At 55.0% G+C, this 22,032-nt stretch carries 21 protein-coding genes, 2 tRNA genes, 1 rRNA gene and 1 pseudogene; 18 read left to right on the forward strand and 7 right to left on the reverse strand.

Going from position 1 to position 22,032, the window contains the following annotated elements; translation table 11 throughout:
• Window positions 1–14: 14 nt before the first annotated feature.
• The 3 genes from rrf (at window position 15) to dkgB (ending at window position 1,229) form a co-directional block, all read left to right on the forward strand.
• Window positions 15–130 (forward strand): 5S ribosomal RNA (rrf, locus tag M8014_RS01295).
• Between the two features lie 55 nt (window positions 131–185).
• Window positions 186–262, forward strand: a tRNA-Asp gene (locus M8014_RS01300).
• Between the two features lie 163 nt (window positions 263–425).
• On the forward strand, window positions 426–1,229 hold the full coding sequence (gene dkgB / locus M8014_RS01305) for a 2,5-didehydrogluconate reductase DkgB (RefSeq protein ID WP_271280766.1): 804 nt from the start codon (window positions 426–428) through the stop codon (window positions 1,227–1,229).
• A 1-nt stretch (window position 1,230) separates the two neighbouring features.
• Here the strand turns inward: dkgB and yafC are convergent.
• Window positions 1,231–2,162: pseudogene (gene yafC / locus M8014_RS01310) on the reverse strand (DNA-binding transcriptional regulator YafC).
• A gap of 104 nt (window positions 2,163–2,266) precedes the next feature.
• Between yafC and M8014_RS01315 the strand changes: the two are divergent.
• From M8014_RS01315 to M8014_RS01325, 3 genes are all read left to right on the forward strand, one after another.
• The gene (locus M8014_RS01315; protein WP_271280768.1) at window positions 2,267–3,442 is read left to right on the forward strand and encodes an MFS transporter; all 1,176 of its coding nucleotides are present in this window, start codon (window positions 2,267–2,269) and stop codon (window positions 3,440–3,442) included.
• 139 nt (window positions 3,443–3,581) lie between these two features.
• Window positions 3,582–4,382: an endonuclease/exonuclease/phosphatase family protein gene (locus M8014_RS01320; RefSeq protein ID WP_271280769.1), complete on the forward strand. Its 801-nt coding sequence runs from the start codon at window positions 3,582–3,584 to the stop codon at window positions 4,380–4,382.
• 77 nt (window positions 4,383–4,459) lie between these two features.
• On the forward strand, window positions 4,460–5,230 hold the full coding sequence (locus tag M8014_RS01325) for a class I SAM-dependent methyltransferase (protein ID WP_271280770.1): 771 nt from the start codon (window positions 4,460–4,462) through the stop codon (window positions 5,228–5,230).
• 51 nt (window positions 5,231–5,281) lie between these two features.
• Here M8014_RS01325 and mltD read toward each other — a convergent pair whose 3' ends face one another.
• Both mltD and gloB read right to left on the reverse strand, forming a co-directional pair.
• Window positions 5,282–6,649 carry a murein transglycosylase D gene (mltD, locus tag M8014_RS01330; RefSeq protein ID WP_271280771.1) on the reverse strand — a complete coding sequence of 456 codons (1,368 nt, stop codon included), beginning with the start codon at window positions 6,647–6,649 and terminating at the stop codon, window positions 5,282–5,284.
• A gap of 71 nt (window positions 6,650–6,720) precedes the next feature.
• Window positions 6,721–7,476, reverse strand: a complete 756-nt coding sequence (gene gloB / locus M8014_RS01335; protein WP_271280772.1) for a hydroxyacylglutathione hydrolase — start codon at window positions 7,474–7,476, stop codon at window positions 6,721–6,723.
• Window positions 7,477–7,507: 31 nt separating this feature from the next.
• On the opposite strand from gloB, the gene M8014_RS01340 reads away from it, so the two are divergent.
• Complete coding sequence (locus M8014_RS01340; protein WP_271280773.1) at window positions 7,508–8,224, forward strand: class I SAM-dependent methyltransferase; 717 nt, start codon at window positions 7,508–7,510, stop codon at window positions 8,222–8,224.
• On the opposite strand, the gene rnhA is transcribed toward M8014_RS01340, so the two are convergent.
• A complete protein-coding gene (rnhA, locus tag M8014_RS01345) occupies window positions 8,225–8,692 on the reverse strand; it encodes a ribonuclease HI (RefSeq protein WP_271280774.1) in 468 nt (155 codons plus the stop codon).
• 145 nt (window positions 8,693–8,837) lie between these two features.
• Between rnhA and dnaQ the strand changes: the two genes are divergently transcribed.
• Window positions 8,838–9,581: a DNA polymerase III subunit epsilon gene (gene dnaQ / locus M8014_RS01350; protein ID WP_271280775.1), complete on the forward strand. Its 744-nt coding sequence runs from the start codon at window positions 8,838–8,840 to the stop codon at window positions 9,579–9,581.
• A 130-nt stretch (window positions 9,582–9,711) separates the two neighbouring features.
• A tRNA-Asp gene (locus tag M8014_RS01355) sits at window positions 9,712–9,788 on the forward strand.
• 93 nt (window positions 9,789–9,881) lie between these two features.
• On the opposite strand, the gene M8014_RS01360 is transcribed toward M8014_RS01355, so the two are convergent.
• Together M8014_RS01360 and fadE are read right to left on the reverse strand one after the other, a co-directional pair.
• Window positions 9,882–10,652 carry an amidohydrolase gene (locus tag M8014_RS01360; RefSeq protein WP_271280776.1) on the reverse strand — a complete coding sequence of 257 codons (771 nt, stop codon included), beginning with the start codon at window positions 10,650–10,652 and terminating at the stop codon, window positions 9,882–9,884.
• Between the two features lie 109 nt (window positions 10,653–10,761).
• Window positions 10,762–13,206, reverse strand: coding sequence for an acyl-CoA dehydrogenase FadE (fadE, locus tag M8014_RS01365; protein ID WP_271280777.1), 2,445 nt, complete (start codon window positions 13,204–13,206; stop codon window positions 10,762–10,764).
• 238 nt (window positions 13,207–13,444) lie between these two features.
• Between fadE and lpcA the strand changes: the two genes are divergently transcribed.
• Both lpcA and M8014_RS01375 read left to right on the forward strand, forming a co-directional pair.
• Window positions 13,445–14,023 carry a D-sedoheptulose 7-phosphate isomerase gene (lpcA, locus tag M8014_RS01370; protein WP_154127537.1) on the forward strand — a complete coding sequence of 193 codons (579 nt, stop codon included), beginning with the start codon at window positions 13,445–13,447 and terminating at the stop codon, window positions 14,021–14,023.
• Between the two features lie 45 nt (window positions 14,024–14,068).
• On the forward strand, window positions 14,069–14,836 hold the full coding sequence (locus tag M8014_RS01375; protein ID WP_271280778.1) for a class II glutamine amidotransferase: 768 nt from the start codon (window positions 14,069–14,071) through the stop codon (window positions 14,834–14,836).
• On the opposite strand, the gene dpaA is transcribed toward M8014_RS01375, so the two are convergent.
• Complete coding sequence (gene dpaA / locus M8014_RS01380; protein ID WP_271280779.1) at window positions 14,807–15,547, reverse strand: peptidoglycan meso-diaminopimelic acid protein amidase; 741 nt, start codon at window positions 15,545–15,547, stop codon at window positions 14,807–14,809. The genes M8014_RS01375 and dpaA overlap by 30 nt on opposite strands.
• Before the next feature lie 423 nt (window positions 15,548–15,970).
• Between dpaA and M8014_RS01385 the strand changes: the two genes are divergently transcribed.
• Genes M8014_RS01385 through nqrM form a run of 7 tightly spaced genes read left to right on the forward strand, consistent with a single transcriptional unit; the run spans window position 15,971 to window position 22,027 of the window.
• A complete protein-coding gene (locus M8014_RS01385; RefSeq protein WP_271280780.1) occupies window positions 15,971–17,314 on the forward strand; it encodes a Na(+)-translocating NADH-quinone reductase subunit A in 1,344 nt (447 codons plus the stop codon).
• Window positions 17,315–17,317: 3 nt separating this feature from the next.
• A complete protein-coding gene (locus M8014_RS01390; RefSeq protein WP_271280781.1) occupies window positions 17,318–18,556 on the forward strand; it encodes an NADH:ubiquinone reductase (Na(+)-transporting) subunit B in 1,239 nt (412 codons plus the stop codon).
• Window positions 18,549–19,343 carry a Na(+)-translocating NADH-quinone reductase subunit C gene (locus M8014_RS01395; RefSeq protein WP_271280782.1) on the forward strand — a complete coding sequence of 265 codons (795 nt, stop codon included), beginning with the start codon at window positions 18,549–18,551 and terminating at the stop codon, window positions 19,341–19,343. Before M8014_RS01390 ends, M8014_RS01395 begins: the two co-directional genes overlap by 8 nt.
• Window positions 19,336–19,974, forward strand: coding sequence for an NADH:ubiquinone reductase (Na(+)-transporting) subunit D (locus M8014_RS01400; RefSeq protein ID WP_271280783.1), 639 nt, complete (start codon window positions 19,336–19,338; stop codon window positions 19,972–19,974). The genes M8014_RS01395 and M8014_RS01400 overlap by 8 nt, the downstream gene beginning before the upstream one ends.
• A gap of 6 nt (window positions 19,975–19,980) precedes the next feature.
• Complete coding sequence (gene nqrE, locus M8014_RS01405) at window positions 19,981–20,577, forward strand: NADH:ubiquinone reductase (Na(+)-transporting) subunit E (protein WP_271266459.1); 597 nt, start codon at window positions 19,981–19,983, stop codon at window positions 20,575–20,577.
• An 11-nt stretch (window positions 20,578–20,588) separates the two neighbouring features.
• The gene (gene nqrF / locus M8014_RS01410; RefSeq protein ID WP_271280784.1) at window positions 20,589–21,812 is read left to right on the forward strand and encodes an NADH:ubiquinone reductase (Na(+)-transporting) subunit F; all 1,224 of its coding nucleotides are present in this window, start codon (window positions 20,589–20,591) and stop codon (window positions 21,810–21,812) included.
• Window positions 21,812–22,027, forward strand: a complete 216-nt coding sequence (gene nqrM / locus M8014_RS01415) for a (Na+)-NQR maturation NqrM (protein ID WP_271280785.1) — start codon at window positions 21,812–21,814, stop codon at window positions 22,025–22,027. The genes nqrF and nqrM overlap by 1 nt, the downstream gene beginning before the upstream one ends.
• Window positions 22,028–22,032 lie beyond the last annotated feature (5 nt).

The raw sequence follows: 22,032 nt of genomic DNA on the forward strand, positions 1-22,032 counted from the left end.
ATAAACAGAATTTGCCTGGCGGCTGTAGCGCGGTGGTCCCACCTGACCCCATGCCGAACTCAGAAGTGAAACGCCGTAGCGCCGATGGTAGTGTGGGGTCTCCCCATGCGAGAGTAGGGAACTGCCAAGCATCAAATTAAGTAGTGAACCGGGGCAATAAACCGGTGGTTACAGAAGTCTTCGGTGGAGCGGTAGTTCAGTCGGTTAGAATACCTGCCTGTCACGCAGGGGGTCGCGGGTTCGAGTCCCGTCCGTTCCGCCACTTATTGAAAGCCCTGAGCTAACGCTCAGGGCTTTTTTCTTGCCTGTCGTTCAATTATTGCTATAAACGCAAAAATCCTCTGCTTAATCGCCTCTTTTTTCACATAACCACAGCATAGATAATCCTCTTAGTTAACAAACACGACAAAGAAAAGAGGAATTCAATGACTATCCCTGCATTCGGTCTCGGCACTTTCCGCCTGAAAGACGAGGTTGTTATCGCATCCGTTAAAAATGCACTCGAACTGGGCTACCGTACAATTGATACGGCGCAGATCTACGATAATGAAGCTGCCGTCGGTCAGGCAATCGCAGAGAGCGGCGTCCCGCGCGATGCGCTATTTATTACCACCAAAATCTGGATTGAGAACCTGAGCAAAGAGAAATTAGTTCCCAGCCTGATAGAGAGCCTGAAAAAAATGCGTACCGATTACGTTGATCTCACCTTGATCCACTGGCCATCGCCAGATGATGCGGTTGAGGTAGAAGAGTTCATGTCAGCGTTGCTGGCAGCGAAAAAGCAGGGTCTGACCCGTGAAATTGGGATCTCAAACTTCACTATCCCATTGATGGAAAAGGCTATTGCTTCGGTGGGCGCAGAAAATATCGCGACGAATCAGATCGAGCTTTCACCTTATCTGCAGAACCGTCAGGTGGTGGAATGGGCCCAGCAGCACGGCATCCACATCACCTCATATATGACGCTGGCGTACGGTAAGGCACTGAAAGACGAAACTATTCTGCGTATTGCGGCAAAACATAGCGCAACCGCTGCACAGGTTATTCTGGCCTGGGCGATGGGAGAAGGGTATGCCGTGATCCCCTCTTCAACCAAACCGGAAAATCTGGCAAGCAACCTGCTGGCACAAGATCTACAGCTGGATCAGGAGGATAAAAAAGCGATCGCCGCTCTCGATTGCAACGATCGCCTGGTGAGCCCGGAAGGCCTGGCACCGAAGTGGGATTAATTTAACCCTCCCTCTGTACGCTTAACCCTCTTACAGCTCCTTCGGGAGCTGTTTTACATGCTCACTCAGAAAGTCGATAAACGCCCGGATCCGGGTACTTACCGCTCTGTCGCTGTAATAGACCGCGCTAAAGGGCATCTCGACCGGCAGCCGTTTATCCGCCATCAGCTCTACCAGTTCGCCCCGCGCAATTTCCTTATTAATCATATAATCCGACAGGCAGGCGATGCCGTTCCCGGCCAGACACAGCTGCTTTAGCGTCTCTCCACTGTTCGAAGAAAGACCGCTGGTCACTTCATGCAGCTGCCCATCATGGCAGGCGAGGGGCCAGATATTCAGTGACACCGGCTCCGTAAAGCCCAGACACAGATGCTCTTTTAACTCCTCAATCGTCTTTGGCTGCCCAAAACGGGCTATGTACGCCGGAGACGCGATAATTTTCCGATAGCTGGCGAACAGCGGGCGGGCCCGCAGGCTTGAATCGGTCAGCGTACCGGCGCGGATCGCCACATCCACTTTGCGCTCAATCAGGTTGATAAACGTCTCAGATGAGACCAGTGAAAGCGTCATTTCCGGGTAGCGTTCGCGGAAAGGTTTAATTAGCGGCATCAGGAAATGCAGTACGACGGGCGTGGCAGCATCAATGCGCAATAATCCCCGTGGCGTACTGCGTGTCTCCATAATTTCTGTTTCAGCGGCAGCCATCTCCTGCAAAATAGACTGAACCCGACGAAAATACCGCTCACCTTCTTCGGTCAGGCTAAGCTGACGCGTGGTCCGGTTAAGCAGGCTGACCCCCAACTTCATCTCCAGCTTTTTGACTGACCGGCTCACCGCCGAGTTGGCCTGACCCAGTTGCTCTGCGGCCCGACTAAAGCTGCCGCTTTCAACGACGGCGACAAAGATCGCCAGTTCTTCAGAGGTTGCTTTCATTGTTGCTTAATCCGCAAAATTGTATTGATACTTTGAGCATTTTTGTTATTTAAACACTGGCGCATACTGCGTGTCATCTTAATCCTGTTGATACGGAGTTTTATATGCCTCTGGCACTCCTTGCCCTGACCATCAGTGCTTTTGCAATCGGCACTACCGAATTTGTTATTGTCGGTCTGGTACCGACCATCGCCGACCAGCTTGCTATCTCGCTACCCTCTGCGGGTCTGCTGGTTTCTATTTATGCTCTCGGGGTGGCTATCGGTGCGCCGGTACTCACCGCAATGACCGGTCGTCTACCGCGTAAACAGCTGTTGATGGGATTGATGGTCCTCTTCACTGCCGGCAATATTCTTGCCTGGCAGGCACCCGATTATTCGACGCTGATCGTTGCCCGCCTGTTAACTGGGCTGGCTCACGGAGTCTTCTTCTCCATCGGCTCGACAATCGCGACAAGCCTGGTGCCAAAGGAAAAGGCGGCCTCGGCCATTGCCATTATGTTTGGTGGGTTAACCGTCGCGCTGGTCACCGGCGTCCCGCTGGGTACTTTTATCGGGCAGCATTTTGGCTGGCGTGAAACCTTCCTTGCCGTCTCTCTGCTTGGAGTGATCGCGTTGATAAGCAGCCTGGTACTGATCCCGTCTAATATTCCGGGACGTGCGGCAGCGACCTTGCGCGACCAACTGAAAGTACTGACGCATCCACGCCTGCTGATGATCTATGCCATCACTGCGCTGGGTTACGGCGGTGTGTTCACCGCCTTTACTTTTCTGGCGCCGATGATGCAGGAGCTGGCCGGGTTCTCTCCGAGCGCAGTAAGCTGGATCCTGCTGGGATACGGCGTGTCGGTGGCGATAGGTAACGTCTGGGGCGGTAAGCTGGCCGATAAACATGGCGCAGTTCCAGCACTGAAGATCATTTTTGCTGCGCTGGTTGTTCTGCTGCTGGTCTTCCAGTTCACTGCATCCATGCAGTATGCCGCGCTGGCCACGGTACTGGTGATGGGGATTTTTGCCTTCGGTAACGTGCCGGGGTTACAGGTTTACGTGGTGCAAAAAGCAGAGTTGTATACGCCAAACGCTGTGGATGTAGCTTCCGGATTGAATATTGCCGCGTTTAACGTCGGTATCGCGCTGGGGTCTATTATTGGCGGCCAGACGGTGGAACACTTTGGCCTGTCGCAAACGCCGTGGATTGGTGCGGTTATCGTTCTCGCGGCATTTTTGCTGATTGGTTTGAGTGGTCGCCTGGATAAACCGGCTCTCGTTGCGCTCGGATAAGTTCGCAGTAAGCACTTGCTTACACAACCGAAAAGCGGATTCTCGGTAATTGCGTTGAAAGTGTGAGCTGAAAACCCTATAACAATAGAACCCGTTCCATTTCCTGGACGGGTTTTGGTGATAGAGGTCGTTTCAAACAGTGCGAAAAAATACCTATGCTATGCGCTATATTGCCGGACAGCCTGCGGAGAGAATCTTACCTCCGGGGTCGTTTGCGAGCATCGGGCAGGCATTACCCGCCGGGGCCCCGTTAAGTAGTGATGCAAAAATACGGGTTCTGGTCTGGAATATTTTTAAGCAGCAGCGCGCAGAATGGCTGTCTGTCCTGCAGAATTTCGGCAAGGATGCGCATCTCGTGTTGTTGCAGGAAGCACAAACCACGCCGGAACTGGTAAGGTTTGCGACCACTAACTATCTTGCCGCAGACCAGGTTCCGGCATTTGTTCTGCCTCAGCACCCGTCGGGGGTGATGACCCTCTCTGCCGCCCATCCGGTTTATTGTTGCCCGCTGCGGGAACGTGAACCGATCCTGCGGCTGGCTAAATCTGCGCTGGTCACCGTCTACCCGCTGCCGGATACCCGTCTGTTGATGGTGGTGAATATTCACGCGGTCAATTTCAGCCTTGGTGTGGATGTTTACAGTAAGCAATTGCTCCCTATTGGCGATCAGATCGCCCATCACAGTGGTCCGGTAGTGATGGCCGGTGATTTCAATGCCTGGAGCCGTTCACGCATGAATGCGCTTTATCGCTTTGCACGTGAGATGTCGCTGCGCGAAGTCCGTTTTACCGATGACCAACGTCGAAAGGCGTTTGGCCGTCCTCTCGATTTTGTCTTCTATCGTGGTCTGAACGTTACTGAAGCCTCAGTGCTGGTCACCCGCGCGTCCGATCACAATCCGCTACTCGTCGAATTCAGTCCCGGCAAACCTGAGAAATAAAGGTCGGTCAGGTCTGCCATGGGGCAGGCCTGCGCAGGTGCTGCCCTTTATTTTCCAACAAACCGAAGGACAGCAAGATGACAACACAGTCCCATCACGATAACGTCGAAAAACAGTTTGGCTCTCAGGCAAAGGCCTATCTCACCAGCACGGTTCATGCATCCGGGCGCGATCTGGTTCGTCTGGCAGAAAGGCTGGCCGATTTTCCCAATGCTTGTGTGCTCGACTTAGGCTGTGGTGCTGGTCATGCCAGCTTTGTGGCGGCGCAGCAGGTCGCTCAGGTAACGGCATACGATTTATCCAGTCTGATGCTGGAGGTTGTGGCAGAGGCCGCCAAAGAGAAAGGGCTTGCAAATGTCGCCACCCGGCAGGGTTATGCAGAATCCTTACCCTTTGACGATCAATCGTTTGATGTCGTCATCAGTCGTTACTCCGCTCACCACTGGCATGACGTCGGCCAGGCGCTGCGTGAAGTTAAGCGGGTGCTGAAACCGGGTGGGACGGTGATTATTATGGATATCATGTCGCCGGGTCATCCGGTTCGTGATGTGTGGTTACAAACGGTCGAAGCGCTGCGCGATACGTCGCATGTGCGCAACTATTCCAGCGGCGAGTGGTTATCGATGTTCACCGATGCCGGGTTGATTACGCGATCGCTGCAGACCGACAGATTGACCCTTGAGTTTTCATCGTGGATTGCGCGCATGCGCACGCCTGAAGCGTTGAGCCAGGGGATTCGTCTGTATCAGGAGAGTGCCTCCGCCGAGGTAAAAGCCTATTTTGAGCTGCAGGAAGAGGGCTCATTCACTAGCGATACGATCCTGGCAGAAGCCCAGAAAGCAGGATAAACAAAAAAGGCACCGGGGGAATCGGTGCCTTTTTGATATCGGTCTCTGAAATCAGGAATCCGGCGTCGCGTTGTTCTTCACAAACAGCGTGATCCGATCGCCAGGCTGCAGGTTGTCAGTATCGCTGTTCCAGCGCATCACATCTTTGATGTTCACACCGTGACGCTTCGCAATACTGGAGAGCGAATCACCTTTACGCACACGATAGGTAATACTATCGTTGTTGCTGGCGAGACGCTGCGCGCTTGTACCTGCGCCAACCGTCAGGTCCTGACCCACTTTCAGTGAAGAGCCGCGCAGATTATTCCACTGCTGCAAATCCTTCGTGCTCACGCCAAGACGTGATGCGATGCCTGAAAGCGTATCGCCTGAACGTACCTGATAGCTACGGCTGTTAACCGGTGAATTATCGGCGATCAGCGTAGACTGAACCGCAGCAATTTCACCCGAAGCCAGCGATACGCGTAGCTGTTCAGCGTGTTTCTGTGGCACCAGGACATACTTCGGCCCGTTGGCACCAAGCGTAGAGCCTTTAACACCTGCATTAAAGGCCTTCAGTTTGGTGACCGAGATGCCCGCCATATCCGCAATCTGTTTCAGTTCAACAGGATTGTTAAGACGCACTCTCGCCAGCGCACGACTTTCATCCGCAGTCGGCAGCTTCACGCCGTACTGTTTGCTGTTCTTGAGAATATCACTCAAAGCCAGCATCTTCGGTACGTACAGCTTAGTTTCCCGTGGCAGTGGAAGCGACCAAAAGTCGGTGGGCTTGCCCCGTGCTTTATTCGCTTTCATTGCCTTCAGTACACGACCCTCGCCGCTGTTATACGCAGCGACAGTAAGCAGCCAGTCACCGTCAAACATCTTGTTCAGACGTTGCATCATGTCGAGAGCGGCAGTCGTCGAAGCGACCACATCACGACGCGCATCGTAGCTGCGGGTCTGTTTCAATCCATAATTTCGCCCAGTGCTCGGTATGATCTGCCAAAGCCCTGCGGCATTGGCACCAGACGTTGCGTGCGGGTCAAAAGCGCTCTCCACTATGGGTAGTAGTACCAGTTCCATAGGCATGTTACGTTTCTTAACTTGCCCTGCTATCCAGTACATATACGGCTCTGCCCGTAAAGTTACATCGTGGAGATAGCTCTTATTGCTTAAATACTTCTGTTTCTGTTCGCGAATCCGGCTGTTATCCGGAATTCCCATCTTTAGCTCGTCGCCAATAGAGGCCCACAAGTCTTGATCCTGTGCGAAAGACGTCCCATCGTCTGCCCATCGCGATTGACTTGTAAACTTCCCTGCTTCCCCTTGACCAGCTGCAGAAAGGCTCTGTGCGTGCTGTTGTACGTTGCCGGTGTTTTGAGACGCCTGGCAACCCACAAGCAGGACAGAGGCGAGTAATATCGCTTTTGCCTTCATGTGTGTGTCAATAGTTGCTTAAAAGACGAGCGATGATAACGACGAATTTTTCAAAAGGCAACCCGCAATTGTCAGAACACGTCTTTCTTTGCCCTTAACCACGCAAAACGGTCCTCAGGTTGTTGCATATTTGTTTCTTCGTTAATTTTATTAATTAAATCAATATCATTGGTTCTTAAAAATAAATTTGTTTTACGCTCATTTTTCAGAGTTACGGGGAGTGTGTTTTGTTGTTTTGCACGTAACTCCTTCACTTTAAGGTAATAATCCTCAATTGCGCGATCCTCTGGCAGGATGTGCCTCGAAAACTTCATATTTGCTAAAGTGTATTCATGCGCGCAACAAATCAAAGTATCGTCAGGAAGCGCATTAATTTTCTGGAAGGACTGGTACATCTGGGTTGGCGTGCCTTCGAACAACCGACCACAGCCGCCAGAGAACATCGTATCGCCACAGAAAAGATAAGGAAAACTGAAGAACGAAATATGTCCGGAAGTGTGACCCGGTGTAGCAATTACAGAAAATTCCAACATAAGAATGACGATCTTTTCGCCATCTTCAACTACGCGCGTTACCCCTTTATCTTGTGTCTCTGCCGGTCCGTAAACCCCCAGATGCGGAAATTTCGCCCGCAGTGCCGCTACGCCACCGACGTGATCGCGATGGTGGTGAGTCAGCAGAATCGCCTCCGGCTGCCACTGGTTGTCTTCAATGGCGTTTAATACCGGTTCAGCCTCGCCCGGGTCGACAATAATGCAACGACCTTCATCATTGGTTAAAACCCAGATGTAATTGTCCTGAAAAGCAGGAATACTGATAAGATTCATACATTACCTCTCATAGCGTGGCGAGTGTTTGATGAAACCGGCAAGGATACCTCAGATTGTTATCGCACCGGAACACTGGGCGGAATTGCCCTGGGGCGAATACTATCGCGAAGCGCTTGAGCAGCAGCTTAAGCCCTGGTTTGCGAAAATGTATGGTTTTCACCTGCTTAAGATTGGCAATCTGAGCGCGGAAATCAACTCGGAAAGCTGCGCGATTTCACATCAGGTCAATGTCTCGCTAGGGGGAGAACCAGTGCAGGTCAAAGCCGATCCGCTGCATCTGCCGTTTGCTGAAAAATCCGTTGATGCTTGCCTGCTGGCGCATTCATTGCCGTGGTGCGAGGATCCGCATCGTTTATTACGCGAGGCCGACCGGGTGCTGATTGATGACGGATGGCTGGTGATCAGCAGCTTTAATCCGATGAGTCTGATGGGTATGCGCAAGCTGGTGCCGGTGCTGCGCCGCACGCCGCCTTACAACAGCCGCATGTTCACTCTGATGCGGCAGCTGGACTGGCTCTCGCTGCTCAACTTTGAGGTGATGCACCAGAGTGGTTTTCAGGTCTTGCCGTGGACGCGGCAGGGCGGGAAGATGCTCAGCACCCATTTTCCGGCACTGGGCTGCATGCAGGTGATCGTGGCGCGCAAGCGAACGGTCCCTCTTACGCTCAATCCAATGAAGCAAAGTAAATCCAGGACGCAGCTGCGTGCCGCCGTGGGCGCCACGCGCCAGTATCGTAAGCCCTGATCAGGCTTCCGGCTTATAACCTACATCTTCATGCTGTGGATTCATGGCCGCCGCGCGCGCCAGCTCGTCGCAACGTTCGTTTTCAGGGTGACCGGCATGGCCTTTTACCCACTCCCACTGGATCTTATGCTCGCTGAGCGCCGCATCCAGGCGCTGCCAGAGATCAACATTCTTAACCGGTTTTTTATCGGCCGTTTTCCAGCCGCGCTTTTTCCAGTTATGGATCCACTGGGTGATCCCCTGGCGCACATACTGGCTGTCCGTGCTCAGCACCACATCACAGTGCTCTTTCAGGGCCTCGAGCGCCACAATCGCCGCCATTAACTCCATGCGGTTATTGGTGGTCAGGCGATAGCCTTCATTGAAGGTTTTTTCATGTTCGCGATACCGTATGATCGCACCGTAACCCCCGGGGCCCGGATTGCCGAGGCAAGAACCGTCGGTGTAAATTTCTACCTGTTTACGCATCCTGGCAGACATCCTGTAATGAAAACGGCAAGTCTGACATAAATGGCCGTCCTCAGCACAGCAAAATAGAGGCGCGGCGAATTAGCCCTTGAAGGCCCGGCCAGGTTGTTTACAATATCGCCGTTGAAAAGAACAGGCCTACAGAATGAGCATTGCAGACACACTTAGCGCTGACAGGATCATCGTCCTCGATACCGAAACCACCGGTATGAATCAGATCGGTGCCCATTATGAAGGGCATAAAATCATCGAGATCGGTGCCGTCGAGGTTATCAACCGCCGTCTGACGGGGAATAACTTTCACGTTTACCTGAAACCGGATCGGCTGGTGGACCCGGAAGCCTTTGGCGTTCACGGCATCGCAGATGAATTCTTATTGGATAAACCCACCTTTGCTGACGTCGCCGATGAATTCATCGAGTACATCAAAGGTGCCGAGCTTGTCATCCATAACGCCTCGTTCGATATCGGCTTTATGGACTACGAGTTTAACAAGCTCGACCGTGGCCTGCCAAAGACCGACACCTTCTGTAAGGTGACGGACAGCCTGGCGATGGCGAGGAAGATGTTCCCCGGCAAGCGTAATAGTCTGGATGCGTTATGCTCGCGCTATGAAATAGATAACAGCAAGCGAACGCTGCACGGGGCACTGCTCGATTCCCAGATCCTGGCAGATGTCTACCTGCTGATGACCGGCGGTCAGACCGCGCTGTCGTTTAGTTCTGACAGCGACGCGCAGCAGCAGCTTAATGAAGGCGGGATCCAACGCATTGTCCGTCAGGCAAATGCCTTACGCGTTATTTTAGCCAGCGATGAAGAGCTCATGGCGCATGAATCTCGCCTGGACCTGGTGCAAAAGAAGGGCGGAAGCTGCCTCTGGCGCGGTTAAATGCGGCTGAAGTGCTGACAAAATAAGCGTATGGCGCAATTTTGCAGCAAGTGATTCAAAAGCAGAGAAAAAGCATTGACGGGATCGGAGGCAAACCGTAATATCTGCCTCGTTCCCAACGGAACACAGTGGAGCGGTAGTTCAGTCGGTTAGAATACCTGCCTGTCACGCAGGGGGTCGCGGGTTCGAGTCCCGTCCGTTCCGCCACTATTCAAAAGGCCTGAGTCAGCAATGACTCAGGCCTTTGTCGTTTCAGCGCGTCATGAAATCGGGCAGACGCATGCGCTGCCCGTTATGTCATTACCCGATGCTAAACGGATCTGCATCCTGCCAGGCAGGAAACTTCTCCCGATACTCTCTAAGCGCCGTCAGCGACAGCTCTGCGTCAATGCGTATTGCATGATGTGGCTCAGCGGTGGCAATAATCTCGCCCTGCGGGTTAATTACCCGGCTGTCACCACGATAGTGATGACCATTGCCATCGGTGCCTACCCGATTGCAGCCTGCGACATACGCCTGGTTCTCAATGGCGCGCGCCGTCAGCAGCGCCTGCCAGTGCAGCGATCGCGGTGCTGGCCAGTTAGCGACATACAGCGCAAGGTCGTAATCGTTGCGGTTACGCGACCACACCGGGAAGCGCAGGTCATAGCAGACCAGCGGCAGAATGCGCCAGCCGCGCCACTCAAACACCAGTCTTTCGTTGCCCGCTTCATAGTGCTGATGCTCGTCGGCCATGCGGAACAGGTGGCGCTTGTCGTAGAAATGCACCTTGCCCTCTGGCTCAACCAGCAGAAATCGGTTTACCGGCCCGCGCTCGGTCTGCAGCGCTGCGCTACCCGCGACTAACGCCTGGGTTTGCTGCGCTTTGGCCTGCATCCAGGCGACGACATCGTCCTGCGGCATCGACTTCTTTGCCGCCTCCATGGCGAAGCCGGTGGTGAACATCTCTGGCAGGATAATAATGTCGCGCCCGACTATCCCTTCCAGCTGACGATCGAAATGGCGCAGGTTGGCGGGACCATCCATCCACACCAGCGGTTGTTGCAAAAGCGTAATCTTCAAACCAGGCACAGTAAGACTCCTCGAAGGACCACATTTTCACACTGTAGCACGACAATTAGACAAAAGGGTGGCAATAAAAAACCCCGCACGAGACGGGGTTGGTGGGCACTGATGGGGGTCATGCGGCTTCAGGTTTGCGGATGTTCTCCGCCAGCTTTACCGGCTGTGTCGCCAGTTCATCAGCCTCGAAGTCATCCACGTTAATGCTGCGCAGACGGCTCTCTTCGGCCTTAATCAGCAAGCCAGCTTCGTCCTGGCTGATAATACCGCCCGCCAGCGCGTGTTTTGCCAGCTCGTCCAGGCGGGTAAACGGCAGGTTTTTACCCAGCTGTTTACAAATTTTCTGATGAATCGGGTCGGCCGCCATCACGTCCAGCAGCGCCTCTTCCAGCAGACCGACCGGGTTGTGCTTACTCGGGGTCAGATACTGGCCGCGACCAATACGGGAACGGGTGGCACTTGGAACCTGCAGGATCTTCGCCACTTTATGATCCAGCTTATCGGACGGTGCCAGATAGTGACGACCGGTCGGGAAGATAGCCATGCGCAGCGCACCTGCCACCAGACGATTCGGGAAGTTGACCAGCAGATCGTCAATCGCCTGTTCCGCCTGATACAGCGCATCCTGCACACCCCAGTGAACCAGCGGCAGATCGGCTTCATGACGGCCTTCATCGTCGTAGCGTTTCAGCACCGCTGAGGCGAGGTAAATCTGGCTCAATACATCGCCCAGACGCGCGGAGATACGTTCCCGACGCTTCAGGCTGCCGCCAAGTACGGCCATCGACACGTCAGAGAGCAGCGCAAGGTTGGCGCTCAGACGGTTCAGATGCTGGTAGTAGCGGCGGGTCGCATCGCCGGTTGGCGTGGCGCTGGTCAAACCGCGGGTCAGACCCAGCCAGAAGCTGCGCACTTTATTGCTGCCCACATGGCCAATGTGTTTGAACAACAGTTTATCGAAGGCATCCACATCGTTATTCTGCGCGGCGTCCATCTCTGCCAGCACGTACGGATGGCAGCGGATGGCACCCTGACCGAAGATCATCATGCTTCGGGTCAAAATATTTGCCCCTTCTACGGTGATGGCAATCGGCGCGCCCTGATAGCCGCGGGCCAGGAAGTTGCCTTCGCCGAGCATAATGCCTTTACCGCCGGCGATATCCATCGCATCAATGATCGATTGCTGCGCACGGTGGGTACAGTGATACTTCACGATGGCTGACAGTACCGCCGGTTTTTCGCCGAGCATAATTCCGTAAGTAATGAGCGACGCCGCAGCATCCATCACATAGGCATTGCCCGCGATACGCGCCAGCGGCTCTTCAATCCCTTCCATCTTGCCGATGGAGATTTTGAACTGGCGGCGGATATGGGCGTATGCACCGATCCCCATTGCCACTGATTTCAGACTGCCGGTTGAGTTTGACGGCAGGGTAATGCCGCGACCCACGGACAGGCATTCCACCAGCATGCGCCAGCCCTGACCGGCCATTTTCGGACCACCAATGATGTAATCAATCGGCACGAAGATATCTTCGCCACGGGTTGGGCCGTTCTGGAACGGCACATTCAGCGGGAAGTGGCGACGACCAATCTCAACGCCCGGTGTGGCGGTTGGGATCAGCGCACAGGTAATGCCCATATCCTCTTCATCGCCCAGCAGTTTGTCCGGGTCAGAGAGTTTAAAGGCCAGGCCCAGTACGGTGGCAATCGGCGCCAGCGTAATGTAGCGCTTGTTCCAGGTCAGGCGCATACCCAGCACCTGTTCTCCCTGCCACTCGCCCATACAGACCACGCCGGTATCCGGAATGGCACCCGCATCGGAACCCGCTTCTGGGCTGGTCAGCGCGAAGCACGGAATTTCCAGACCGCGGGCCAGACGCGGCAGATAATGATTTTTTTGCTCTTCGGTGCCGTAATGTTGCAGCAGTTCGCCCGGGCCTAATGAGTTCGGCACGCCGACGGTGATGGCGAGGATCCCGGAGACGCCTGCCAGTTTTTGCAGCACACGCGCCTGAGCATAAGCAGAGAACTCCAGGCCACCGTACTCTTTCTTAATGATCATCGCAAAGAAGCGATGTTCTTTCAGATACGCCCACAGTTCCGGCGGCAGATCGGCCATTTCATGGGTGATCTGGAAGTCGTTTGCCATGCGGCAGGCTTCTTCAACCGGACCGTCGATAAACGCCTGCTCTTCAACAGTCAGACGCGGCTGTGGATAGTTGTGCAGCTTTTTCCAGTCAGGATTCCCCTGGAACAGCTCGCCTTCCCACCAGGTGGTGCCCGCGTCGATCGCCTCTTTTTCAGTGCGCGACATCGGCGGCATCACTTTGCGGAAACCGCGAAAGACCGGCACGGAAATCATCGACTTACGCATGGAGGTGATGTTGAACGGCACCAGCATAATCGCCAGCGGAACCAGCACCCAGATATTCCAGATGCCGCTTACGCCAAGCGCAGCGGTCCACGCCAGTAAAATAAGGCTGCTCAGAAGCAAGCTGACCCGGTGATAGAACAGCACGCCGAGCAGAACAACAGTTAAGAAAATACTGAGAATCATCATAGAAAAAAGCTCCCTGTCTTGTAGGAGGTCTGACCACTTGTGATGATATGGTTGTAGTGGATGTTATTTCTTTTAGCAATGCATTCACAAAATAATTACAACCTGGTTCACATTGTTCAGGTTTTGCCCGGCACAAAAAAACAAAACGGCCGTCGTTTCCCACGGCTTTAGCTTCTCGCTTTTACCGCTATCCGGTAAACTTGCTGGGTTATTTCATCAATACTGAAGGATTATCCTCATGTACCAGGATCTTATTCGTAACGAACTGAACGAAGCGGCGGAGACGCTGGCTAACTTTCTGAAAGATGAAGCCAATATTCATGCGATTCAGCGCGCGGCGGTCCTGCTGGCCGACAGCTTTAAAGCGGGCGGTAAAGTGATCTCCTGCGGCAACGGTGGCTCCCACTGTGACGCCATGCACTTCGCCGAAGAGTTAACTGGCCGTTATCGTGAAAACCGTCCGGGCTATCCGGCCATCGCCATCTCTGATGTCAGCCACATCTCCTGCGTGGGCAATGATTTCGGTTACGATCACATCTTCTCGCGTTATGTCGAAGCCGTGGGCCGTGAAGGGGATGTTCTGCTGGGGATCTCCACCTCTGGCAACTCCGCCAACGTGATCAAAGCGATTGAAGCCGCGCGTGAGAAGGGGATGAAAGTGATCACCCTGACCGGCAAAGACGGCGGCAAAATGGCGGGTTCTGCGGATATCGAAATTCGCGTGCCTCATTTCGGTTACGCTGACCGTGTTCAGGAAATTCACATCAAAGTGATCCATATCCTGATCCAGTTAATCGAAAAAGAGATGGTTAAGTAAGACTTCGCCGGGGGCGCATTGCCCCCGCAGTTGTGGAGGTAATGTATGTGCGAACTGCTCGGGATGAGCGCCAATGTGCCGACCGATATCTGCTTTAGTTTCACCGGGCTGGTGCAGCGCGGTGGAGGAACCGGGCCGCATAAAGACGGCTGGGGCATTACCTTCTACGAAGGGAAAGGCTGTCGCACGTTCAAGGATCCACAACCCAGCTTTAATTCACCAATCGCCAAACTGGTGCAGGATTACCCGATTAAATCCCGCTCGGTGGTGGCCCATATTCGTCAGGCCAACCGGGGCGAAGTGGCGCTGGAGAATACCCATCCGTTTACCCGCGAGCTGTGGGGACGCAACTGGACCTACGCCCATAACGGCCAGCTGACAGGCTATAAGACACTTGAGACCGGCAATTTTCGTCCGGTAGGTGAAACTGACAGTGAGAAGGCGTTTTGCTGGCTGCTGCATAAGCTGACCGAGCGCTATCCGCGCACGCCGGGCAACATGACCGCAGTATTTAAATACATTGCCTCGCTGGCGTCTGAGCTGCGCGAGAAGGGCGTATTTAACATGCTGTTGTCGGATGGGCGGTACGTGATGGCGTTCTGCTCGACGAACCTGTTCTGGATCACCCGGCGGGCGCCGTTCGGCGTGGCAAAACTGCTGGATCAGGACGTGGAGATTGATTTTCAGACCGAAACCACACCAAACGATGTGGTGACGGTAATTGCCACTCAGCCGCTGACGGGCAATGAAGCCTGGCAAAAAATCATGCCAGGCGAGTGGATCTTATTTTGTCTCGGGGAGCGCGTAATTTGACGCCAGCTGGGGCTGGACGACTTCGTGGCTCAGCGGCTTGCTGACCACGTAACGTCCGTCTACCACCGAGACCGTCGGCGGCTTATGCGTTTGCTGGAAGTAGTCATAACCCGGCTTCAGCTGCTTCCAGAAATCCGCGTAATACGACGTTCTGTGGCGCTGCATATTGGTGTCAGTCATGCGGAACGGATAGATGCTTACCTGCACGGCAGACTGCCCGAAGACCAGCGCACCCGTGACAAACTGGAAGATCTCATCAATGCCGTTATCGGTCATCGCATAACAACCCACTGAAACGCACGCGCCGTGGATCATCAAATATTTACCGTCATAGCCGTGCGCGCGGTCATAGGCATTCGGGAAACCGATGTTGATGGCTTTATAGAAGCGGCTGTCGGGTTTGAGCTGGTTACGCTGAACGCTATAGAATCCTTCCGGGCTTTTGAAATCGCCCTGACGCTGTTTCGGACCCAGGCCGCCGGAGTAGTTGCAGATTTTATAGCTGTCGAGCAGCTGATACGTCTCACCCATCTTCACGAACAGGTCTAACGTGCGCTCTTCCTTAAAGATCTGGATATAGACCGGAGAGCCCATCAACTGCTGTTTGTATTCTTTACTCACCGGCGTCGTGGAGCTGTTGCTGCTGAGCAGCCCTGCAAACGAAACGCACGGAATAAGAAGCATCGCAATGAACAATGCGATTTTACGCATACAACATGTTCCTTGATAAAACATAACCAACTTGCCAGGACGGCAAAAGAGACCCGAAATAAGATTTATCTGTATCAGGGCTGCTCACATTAGCACCACTGCATTTTTTCGCAAGGGTCAACGTGTCGGTTTACAAAATAGTTTCACCTTATAACCTGGATTGGCGGCGCTGGCTTTGAGAACTTTGCGCAATAGCTCGCATTTTACTCCCCTGCCGCTGCGTTATCCGTGCCGCCCGATGGGTGAAAATGCTACACTGCGCCGGTCTTAAGACCGAAGGTCAAGAAAGGAAGCTTTTCTCAGGATCGCACGATCCAGCTGGTCATAGGGGTGAGTTCCCGCCGCCTTTCTTCTCCTGTGCAACGATGTTTATCTATCCGGCTTTCCGACCGGGACTGTTGTTCATGGATACTAACTAACATTATGATTAAAATCAGAAAAGGACTTGATTTGCCCATTGCGGGCATCCCCGTCCAGCAGATTTTACCGGGCGCATCACCGCGTCATGTGGCGATTCTTGGGGATGACTACATCGGTATGCGTCCCACCATGCTGGTGCAGGAAGGCGACCGCGTGATGAAAGGTCAGGCGCTGTTTGAGGATAAAAAAAATCCCGGCGTCATTTTCACCGCACCGGCAAGCGGCTCGGTGAGTGCTATCCATCGTGGCGAGCGTCGGGTACTCCAGTCGGTCGTCATCCGTCTTGAAGGCGATGAGCAGCGCGAGTTTGCCCGCCATGATAGCGCCGATCTGCCCACGCTCAGCCGTGATGCGGTGCAATCGCAGCTGCTTGAATCCGGACTCTGGACGGCGCTGCGTACCCGTCCTTACAGCAAAACCCCGGTGCCCGGCACCGTTCCTGCCGCTATCTTTGTCACCGCGATGGACACCAATCCGCTCAGCGCCGACCCGCAGCCGATCATTCTGGCTCAGCGCCAGGCGTTTGACGCCGGGCTGACGGTGCTCACGCGGTTGACGGACGGTAGAGTCCACGTCTGCCAGGCCAATGGCGGCAAGCTTGGCGGTCATCCGCAGGGTAAAGTGACCTTTAATACCTTTACCGGGCCGCATCCGGCGGGACTGGTGGGGACGCATATCCATTTTCTGGAAGCGGTCAGTCAGACGAAGCAGGTCTGGCATCTCAACTATCAGGACGCGATCGCCATCGGCACACTGTTCACCACCGGGCAGCTGTGCACCGAGCGGGTGATTGCCCTGGGCGGCCCACAGATGCGCAACCCGCGACTGGTGCGTACCTGCCTTGGGGCGGATATTAATGAACTGCTGGTGGCCGAAACCGAGGACGGCGATAACCGTCATATTTCGGGCTCAGTGTTGAGCGGCAGACAGGCGATGGGTGCACAGGCGTATCTCGGGCGTTTCCATCTGCAGGTCTGTGTGGTGAAAGAGGGGCGCGAAAAAGAACTGTTCGGTTGGGTGATGCCGGGCAGAGAAAAATTCTCTGTGACCCGTACCACGGTGGGCCATTTCCTGCGTAACAAGCTGTTCAACTTCTCAACGGATACCAACGGCGGCGAGCGGGCAATGGTGCCTATCGGCAACTACGAACGCGTGATGCCGCTCGACATTCTGGCGACGATGCTGCTGCGCGATCTGCTGGCGGGCGATACCGACAGCGCCCAGGCGCTGGGCTGCCTTGAGCTGGATGAAGAAGATCTGGCGCTATGCACCTACGTTTGCCCGGGTAAATACGAGTACGGACCCGTATTGCGCGAGGTGTTAACCCGCATTGAGCAGGAAGGATAACTGATGGGCCTGAAACATCTCATTGAAAAACTGGAGCCGCATTTTACCCACGGCGGCAAGCTGGAAAAGTATTACCCGCTGTTTGAAGCGACCGCCACGCTCCTCTATACGCCCGGCCAGGTCACCAAAGGCGCCGCGCATGTGCGTGACGCCATCGACCTGAAGCGCATGATGATCCTCGTCTGGTTCGCCGTCTTCCCGGCCATGTTCTGGGGGATGTACAACGTCGGGTTGCAGACCATCCCGGCTCTGCATCATCTGTATGACGCCCAGCAGCTGCAGCAGGTTATCGCGGGCGACTGGCACTACCGGGTCGCGCAGATGCTCGGCGTCAGCTTTGCTGCCGACGCTGGCTGGATCAGCATGATGACGCTGGGGGCAGTCTACTTCCTGCCCATTTATCTGACGGTATTTCTGGTCGGCGGCTTCTGGGAAGTACTGTTTGCCATCGTGCGTAAACATGAGATCAACGAAGGCTTCTTTGTCACCTCGATCCTGTTTGCCCTGATTGTCCCGCCGACGTTGCCCCTGTGGCAGGCGGCCCTGGGGATCAGCTTTGGCGTGGTGATCGCCAAGGAGATCTTCGGCGGCACCGGGCGTAACTTCCTCAATCCGGCGCTGGCCGGACGTGCGTTCCTGTTCTTTGCCTACCCGGCGCAAATTTCCGGCGATCTGGTCTGGACGGCGGCGGACGGGTTCTCTGGCGCCACGCCGCTCTCGCAATGGGCTGCCCACGGCGGTGAAGCACTGGTTAATAACGCGACCGGTCAACCAGTCAGCTGGTTTGATGCGTTTATCGGCACCATCCCGGGCTCGATCGGTGAAGTCTCCACGCTGATGATCCTGATTGGCGGCGCCATTATTCTGTTTGGCCGCGTCGCTTCCTGGCGCATTGTAGCGGGCGTCATGCTCGGCATGATCCTCACCGCAACGCTGTTTAACCTGATCGGTTCGACCACCAATCCGATGTTCGCCATGCCGTGGTACTGGCATCTGGTGCTGGGGGGCTTCGCCTTCGGGATGATGTTTATGGCCACCGACCCGGTTTCCGCATCTTTTACCGACAAAGGCAAATGGTGCTACGGGGCGTTGATCGGCGGGATGTGCGTGCTTATCCGCGTCGTCAACCCGGCCTATCCGGAAGGGATGATGCTGGCGATCCTGTTCGCCAACCTGTTTGCGCCGCTGTTCGATTACCTGGTGGTGCGTGCCAACATCAAACGGAGGAAGGCGCGTGGCTGAGATAAAAAATAATGACAGCATCGGCAAGACGCTGTTGGTGGTCGTGGTGCTGTGTCTGGTCTGCTCCATCGTGGTGGCGGGTTCTGCCGTGGGCCTCAAGTCCCGCCAGCAGGAACAGCGCGCACTCGATAAGCAGCGCAACATTCTGGCGGTTGCCGGACTGATGCAGGGTGAAATGAGCGCCGATGATGTGGCGCAAACCTTCGCCGCCCGCATTACGCCGCGGCTGGTGGATCTGGCAACCGGCGAGTTGCTCGACCGCGAGCCGTCTACGTATAACCAGTCACAGGCGCTGAAAGATCCACAGCGTAGTACCGAACTGGAGGCCAGCCAGGATCCAGCAGGCATCAAGCGCCGCAGCAACACCGCCGAAATCTATCTGGTGCGCGATGAACAGCAGCGCGTGCAGGAGATAGTCCTGCCGGTTTACGGCAACGGGCTGTGGTCCATGATGTACGCCTTTGTTGCCCTCGACACCGATGGCCGTACCGTCAAGGGCATCACGTATTACGATCAGGGCGAAACCCCGGGGCTGGGCGGAGAAATCGAAAATCCGGCCTGGCGGGCACAGTTCATCGGCAAAAAAGTGCTGGATGACAAAGGCCAACCCGCGCTGAAGGTAATGAAAGGGGCCGCGCGTCCGGGCGATGAGTATGCTGTCGATGGCCTGTCGGGTGCCACGCTGACCTCCAACGGCGTGCAGCACAGCTTTACCTTCTGGATGGGCGAGATGGGTTTTGGACCCTTTCTTAAAAAGGTACGTGAAGGAGAGCTGAATAATGGCTGATGCGAGCGAACTGAAAGAAGTTAAACGGGTACTTATCGGGCCGCTGATTGCCAATAACCCAATTACCCTGCAGGTGCTGGGGGTCTGTTCGGCGCTGGCGGTGACCACCAAACTGGAAACCGCCGTGGTCATGACCCTGGCGGTAACGCTGGTGACGGCGTTTTCCAGCATGTTTATCTCAATGATCCGCCACCACATCCCCAACAGCGTGCGCATCATCGTGCAGATGGCGATCATCGCCTCGCTGGTGATCGTGGTAGATCAGCTGCTGCGAGCGTTTGCCTACGAAACCTCAAAACAGCTGTCGGTGTTTGTGGGCCTGATCATCACCAACTGTATCGTGATGGGGCGCGCAGAAGCCTATGCCATGAAAATGCCGCCGCTGGCCAGCTTTATGGACGGTATAGGTAACGGCCTCGGCTACGGGGTGATCCTGCTGACGGTCGGTTTCCTGCGCGAGCTGATCGGCAGCGGCAAGCTGTTCGGCATTACCGTGCTTGATACCGTACAAAACGGTGGCTGGTATCTGCCAAACGGCCTGTTCCTGCTGGCACCCAGCGCGTTCTTCATTATCGGTTTGCTGATCTGGGCGGTGAGAACCTGGCGTCCTGAACAGCAGGAAAAGGAGTAACCGACGATGGCTCATTACCTTAGCCTGTTTGTGCGTGCGGTATTTGTCGAAAACATGGCGCTCGCGTTCTTCCTCGGGATGTGTACCTTTCTCGCGGTGTCCAAAAAAGTGTCGACGGCGTTCGGCCTGGGCGTTGCTGTGACGGTGGTGCTGGGGCTGGCCGTCCCGATCAACAACCTGGTGTTTAATCTGGTGTTGCGTGACGGGGCGCTGGTCGACGGTGTTGATCTGAGCTTCCTCAACTTCATTACCTTCATCGGGGTGATTGCGGCGCTGGTGCAGATCCTCGAGATGATCCTCGATAAGTACTTCCCGTCGCTCTACACGGCGCTGGGGATCTTCCTGCCGCTGATCGCAGTGAACTGCGCCATCTTTGGCGGCGTGTCGTTTATGGTGCAGCGTGACTACAACTTCACCGAGTCGGTGGTGTACGGTTTCGGTTCCGGGATCGGCTGGATGCTGGCCATCGTCGCCATGGCGGGACTGCGCGAAAAAATGAAGTATGCCAATGTGCCGGCCGGGTTGCGCGGCTTGGGGATCACCTTTATCACCACCGGTCTGATGGCGCTGGGCTTTATGTCCTTCTCCGGTGTGCAGCTGTAAGGGCAAAAAGTATGGAAATTATTCTTGGCGTGGTGATGTTCACGCTGATCGTGCTGGTGCTCTCAGGACTGATTCTGCTGGCGCGATCGAAGCTGGTGAACGCCGGCGATGTGATCATCGAGATCAATGACGAAGCGGATAAGCAGATCCGCGCGCCTGCGGGCGACAAGCTGCTGAACACCCTCTCCGGAAAGGGCATTTTTATCTCTTCTGCCTGCGGCGGCGGCGGCTCCTGCGGGCAGTGCCGGGTCACGGTGAAAGAGGGCGGGGGGGATATCCTGCCGACGGAGCTGTCGCACATCAGCAAGCGTGAGGCGAAAGAGGGCTGTCGGCTGGCCTGCCAGGTGGCAGTGCGCCAGAACATGAAGATTGAACTGCCGGAGGAGATCTTCGGGGTGAAAAAGTGGCAGTGCGAGGTTATCTCCAACGATAACAAAGCCACCTTCATCAAAGAACTCAAGCTGCGGGTGCCCGATGGCGAAGACGTGCCGTTCCGTGCCGGGGGCTACATTCAGATCGAGTGCCCGGAACATACTGTCGCGTACAAAGACTTTGACGTGCCTGACGAGTACCGCGGCGACTGGGATAAATTTAACCTGTTCCGCTTTGTCTCGGAGGTAAAAGAGCCCACGCTGCGCGCCTATTCAATGGCGAACTACCCGGATGAAAAGGGCATCATCATGCTTAATGTGCGTATCGCCACGCCGCCGCCGAATGTGCCGGACGCCCCACCGGGGATCATGTCATCGTATATCTGGTCGCTGAAAGCGGGCGATAAAGTCACTATTTCCGGACCGTTTGGCGAGTTCTTTGCCAAAGAGACCGATGCCGAAATGGTCTTTATCGGCGGCGGTGCCGGGATGGCACCGATGCGCTCGCACATTTTCGACCAGCTTAAGCGCCTCGGCAGTCAGCGTAAAATCAGCTTCTGGTACGGAGCGCGCTCGCTGCGCGAAATGTTCTATCAGGAGGAGTTCGAACAGCTGGCGCGGGACAACCCGAACTTTAGCTTCCACATTGCGCTGTCCGATCCTTTGCCGGAAGACAACTGGACCGGCTACACCGGGTTCATTCACAACGTACTGTATGAAAACTACCTGAAGCAGCACGCCGCCCCGGAAGACTGTGAGTTCTACATGTGCGGGCCGCCAATGATGAACGCTGCGGTGATTAAGATGCTGCATGATCTCGGTGTGGAAGATGACAACATCATGCTCGATGACTTCGGAGGCTGATGATGGTGACCTTTTTGCTGACCTTTGCGGTGTTTGTGCTGGTGATCTTCGCCATGTCGCTTGGCTGGCTGATTAAGCGCAAGAGCATTCAGGGCAGCTGCGGTGGGATCGCCTCGCTGGGGCTGGAGAAGGTTTGCGATTGCCCGGAGCCCTGCGACGCGCGTAAAAAGCGTATGGCGCGAGAAGCACAGCGCCAGCAGAACAGGATCCTCTGAAATTA

Origin of the sequence: Silvania hatchlandensis (assembly GCF_025564065.1) — a bacterium.
Taxonomy (GTDB): Bacteria; Pseudomonadota; Gammaproteobacteria; order Enterobacterales; family Enterobacteriaceae; genus Enterobacter; species Enterobacter hatchlandensis.

What these genes read in the sequence shown, in the direction of transcription:
- mltD (WP_271280771.1), bottom strand. Translation starts at nt 6,649, where the DNA reads ATGAAGGCAAAAGCGATATTACTCGCCTCTGTCCTGCTTGTGGGTTGC.
- M8014_RS01375 (WP_271280778.1), top strand. Translation starts at nt 14,069, where the DNA reads ATGTGCGAACTGCTCGGGATGAGCGCCAATGTGCCGACCGATATCTGC.
- nqrF (WP_271280784.1), top strand. Translation starts at nt 20,589, where the DNA reads ATGGAAATTATTCTTGGCGTGGTGATGTTCACGCTGATCGTGCTGGTG.
- M8014_RS01385 (WP_271280780.1), top strand. Translation starts at nt 15,971, where the DNA reads ATGATTAAAATCAGAAAAGGACTTGATTTGCCCATTGCGGGCATCCCC.
- M8014_RS01315 (WP_271280768.1), top strand. Translation starts at nt 2,267, where the DNA reads ATGCCTCTGGCACTCCTTGCCCTGACCATCAGTGCTTTTGCAATCGGC.
- gloB (WP_271280772.1), bottom strand. Translation starts at nt 7,476, where the DNA reads ATGAATCTTATCAGTATTCCTGCTTTTCAGGACAATTACATCTGGGTT.
- lpcA (WP_154127537.1), top strand. Translation starts at nt 13,445, where the DNA reads ATGTACCAGGATCTTATTCGTAACGAACTGAACGAAGCGGCGGAGACG.
- M8014_RS01400 (WP_271280783.1), top strand. Translation starts at nt 19,336, where the DNA reads ATGGCTGATGCGAGCGAACTGAAAGAAGTTAAACGGGTACTTATCGGG.
- fadE (WP_271280777.1), bottom strand. Translation starts at nt 13,206, where the DNA reads ATGATGATTCTCAGTATTTTCTTAACTGTTGTTCTGCTCGGCGTGCTG.
- dkgB (WP_271280766.1), top strand. Translation starts at nt 426, where the DNA reads ATGACTATCCCTGCATTCGGTCTCGGCACTTTCCGCCTGAAAGACGAG.
- rnhA (WP_271280774.1), bottom strand. Translation starts at nt 8,692, where the DNA reads ATGCGTAAACAGGTAGAAATTTACACCGACGGTTCTTGCCTCGGCAAT.
- nqrM (WP_271280785.1), top strand. Translation starts at nt 21,812, where the DNA reads ATGATGGTGACCTTTTTGCTGACCTTTGCGGTGTTTGTGCTGGTGATC.
- dpaA (WP_271280779.1), bottom strand. Translation starts at nt 15,547, where the DNA reads ATGCGTAAAATCGCATTGTTCATTGCGATGCTTCTTATTCCGTGCGTT.
- dnaQ (WP_271280775.1), top strand. Translation starts at nt 8,838, where the DNA reads ATGAGCATTGCAGACACACTTAGCGCTGACAGGATCATCGTCCTCGAT.
- nqrE (WP_271266459.1), top strand. Translation starts at nt 19,981, where the DNA reads ATGGCTCATTACCTTAGCCTGTTTGTGCGTGCGGTATTTGTCGAAAAC.
- M8014_RS01325 (WP_271280770.1), top strand. Translation starts at nt 4,460, where the DNA reads ATGACAACACAGTCCCATCACGATAACGTCGAAAAACAGTTTGGCTCT.
- M8014_RS01340 (WP_271280773.1), top strand. Translation starts at nt 7,508, where the DNA reads ATGAAACCGGCAAGGATACCTCAGATTGTTATCGCACCGGAACACTGG.
- M8014_RS01390 (WP_271280781.1), top strand. Translation starts at nt 17,318, where the DNA reads ATGGGCCTGAAACATCTCATTGAAAAACTGGAGCCGCATTTTACCCAC.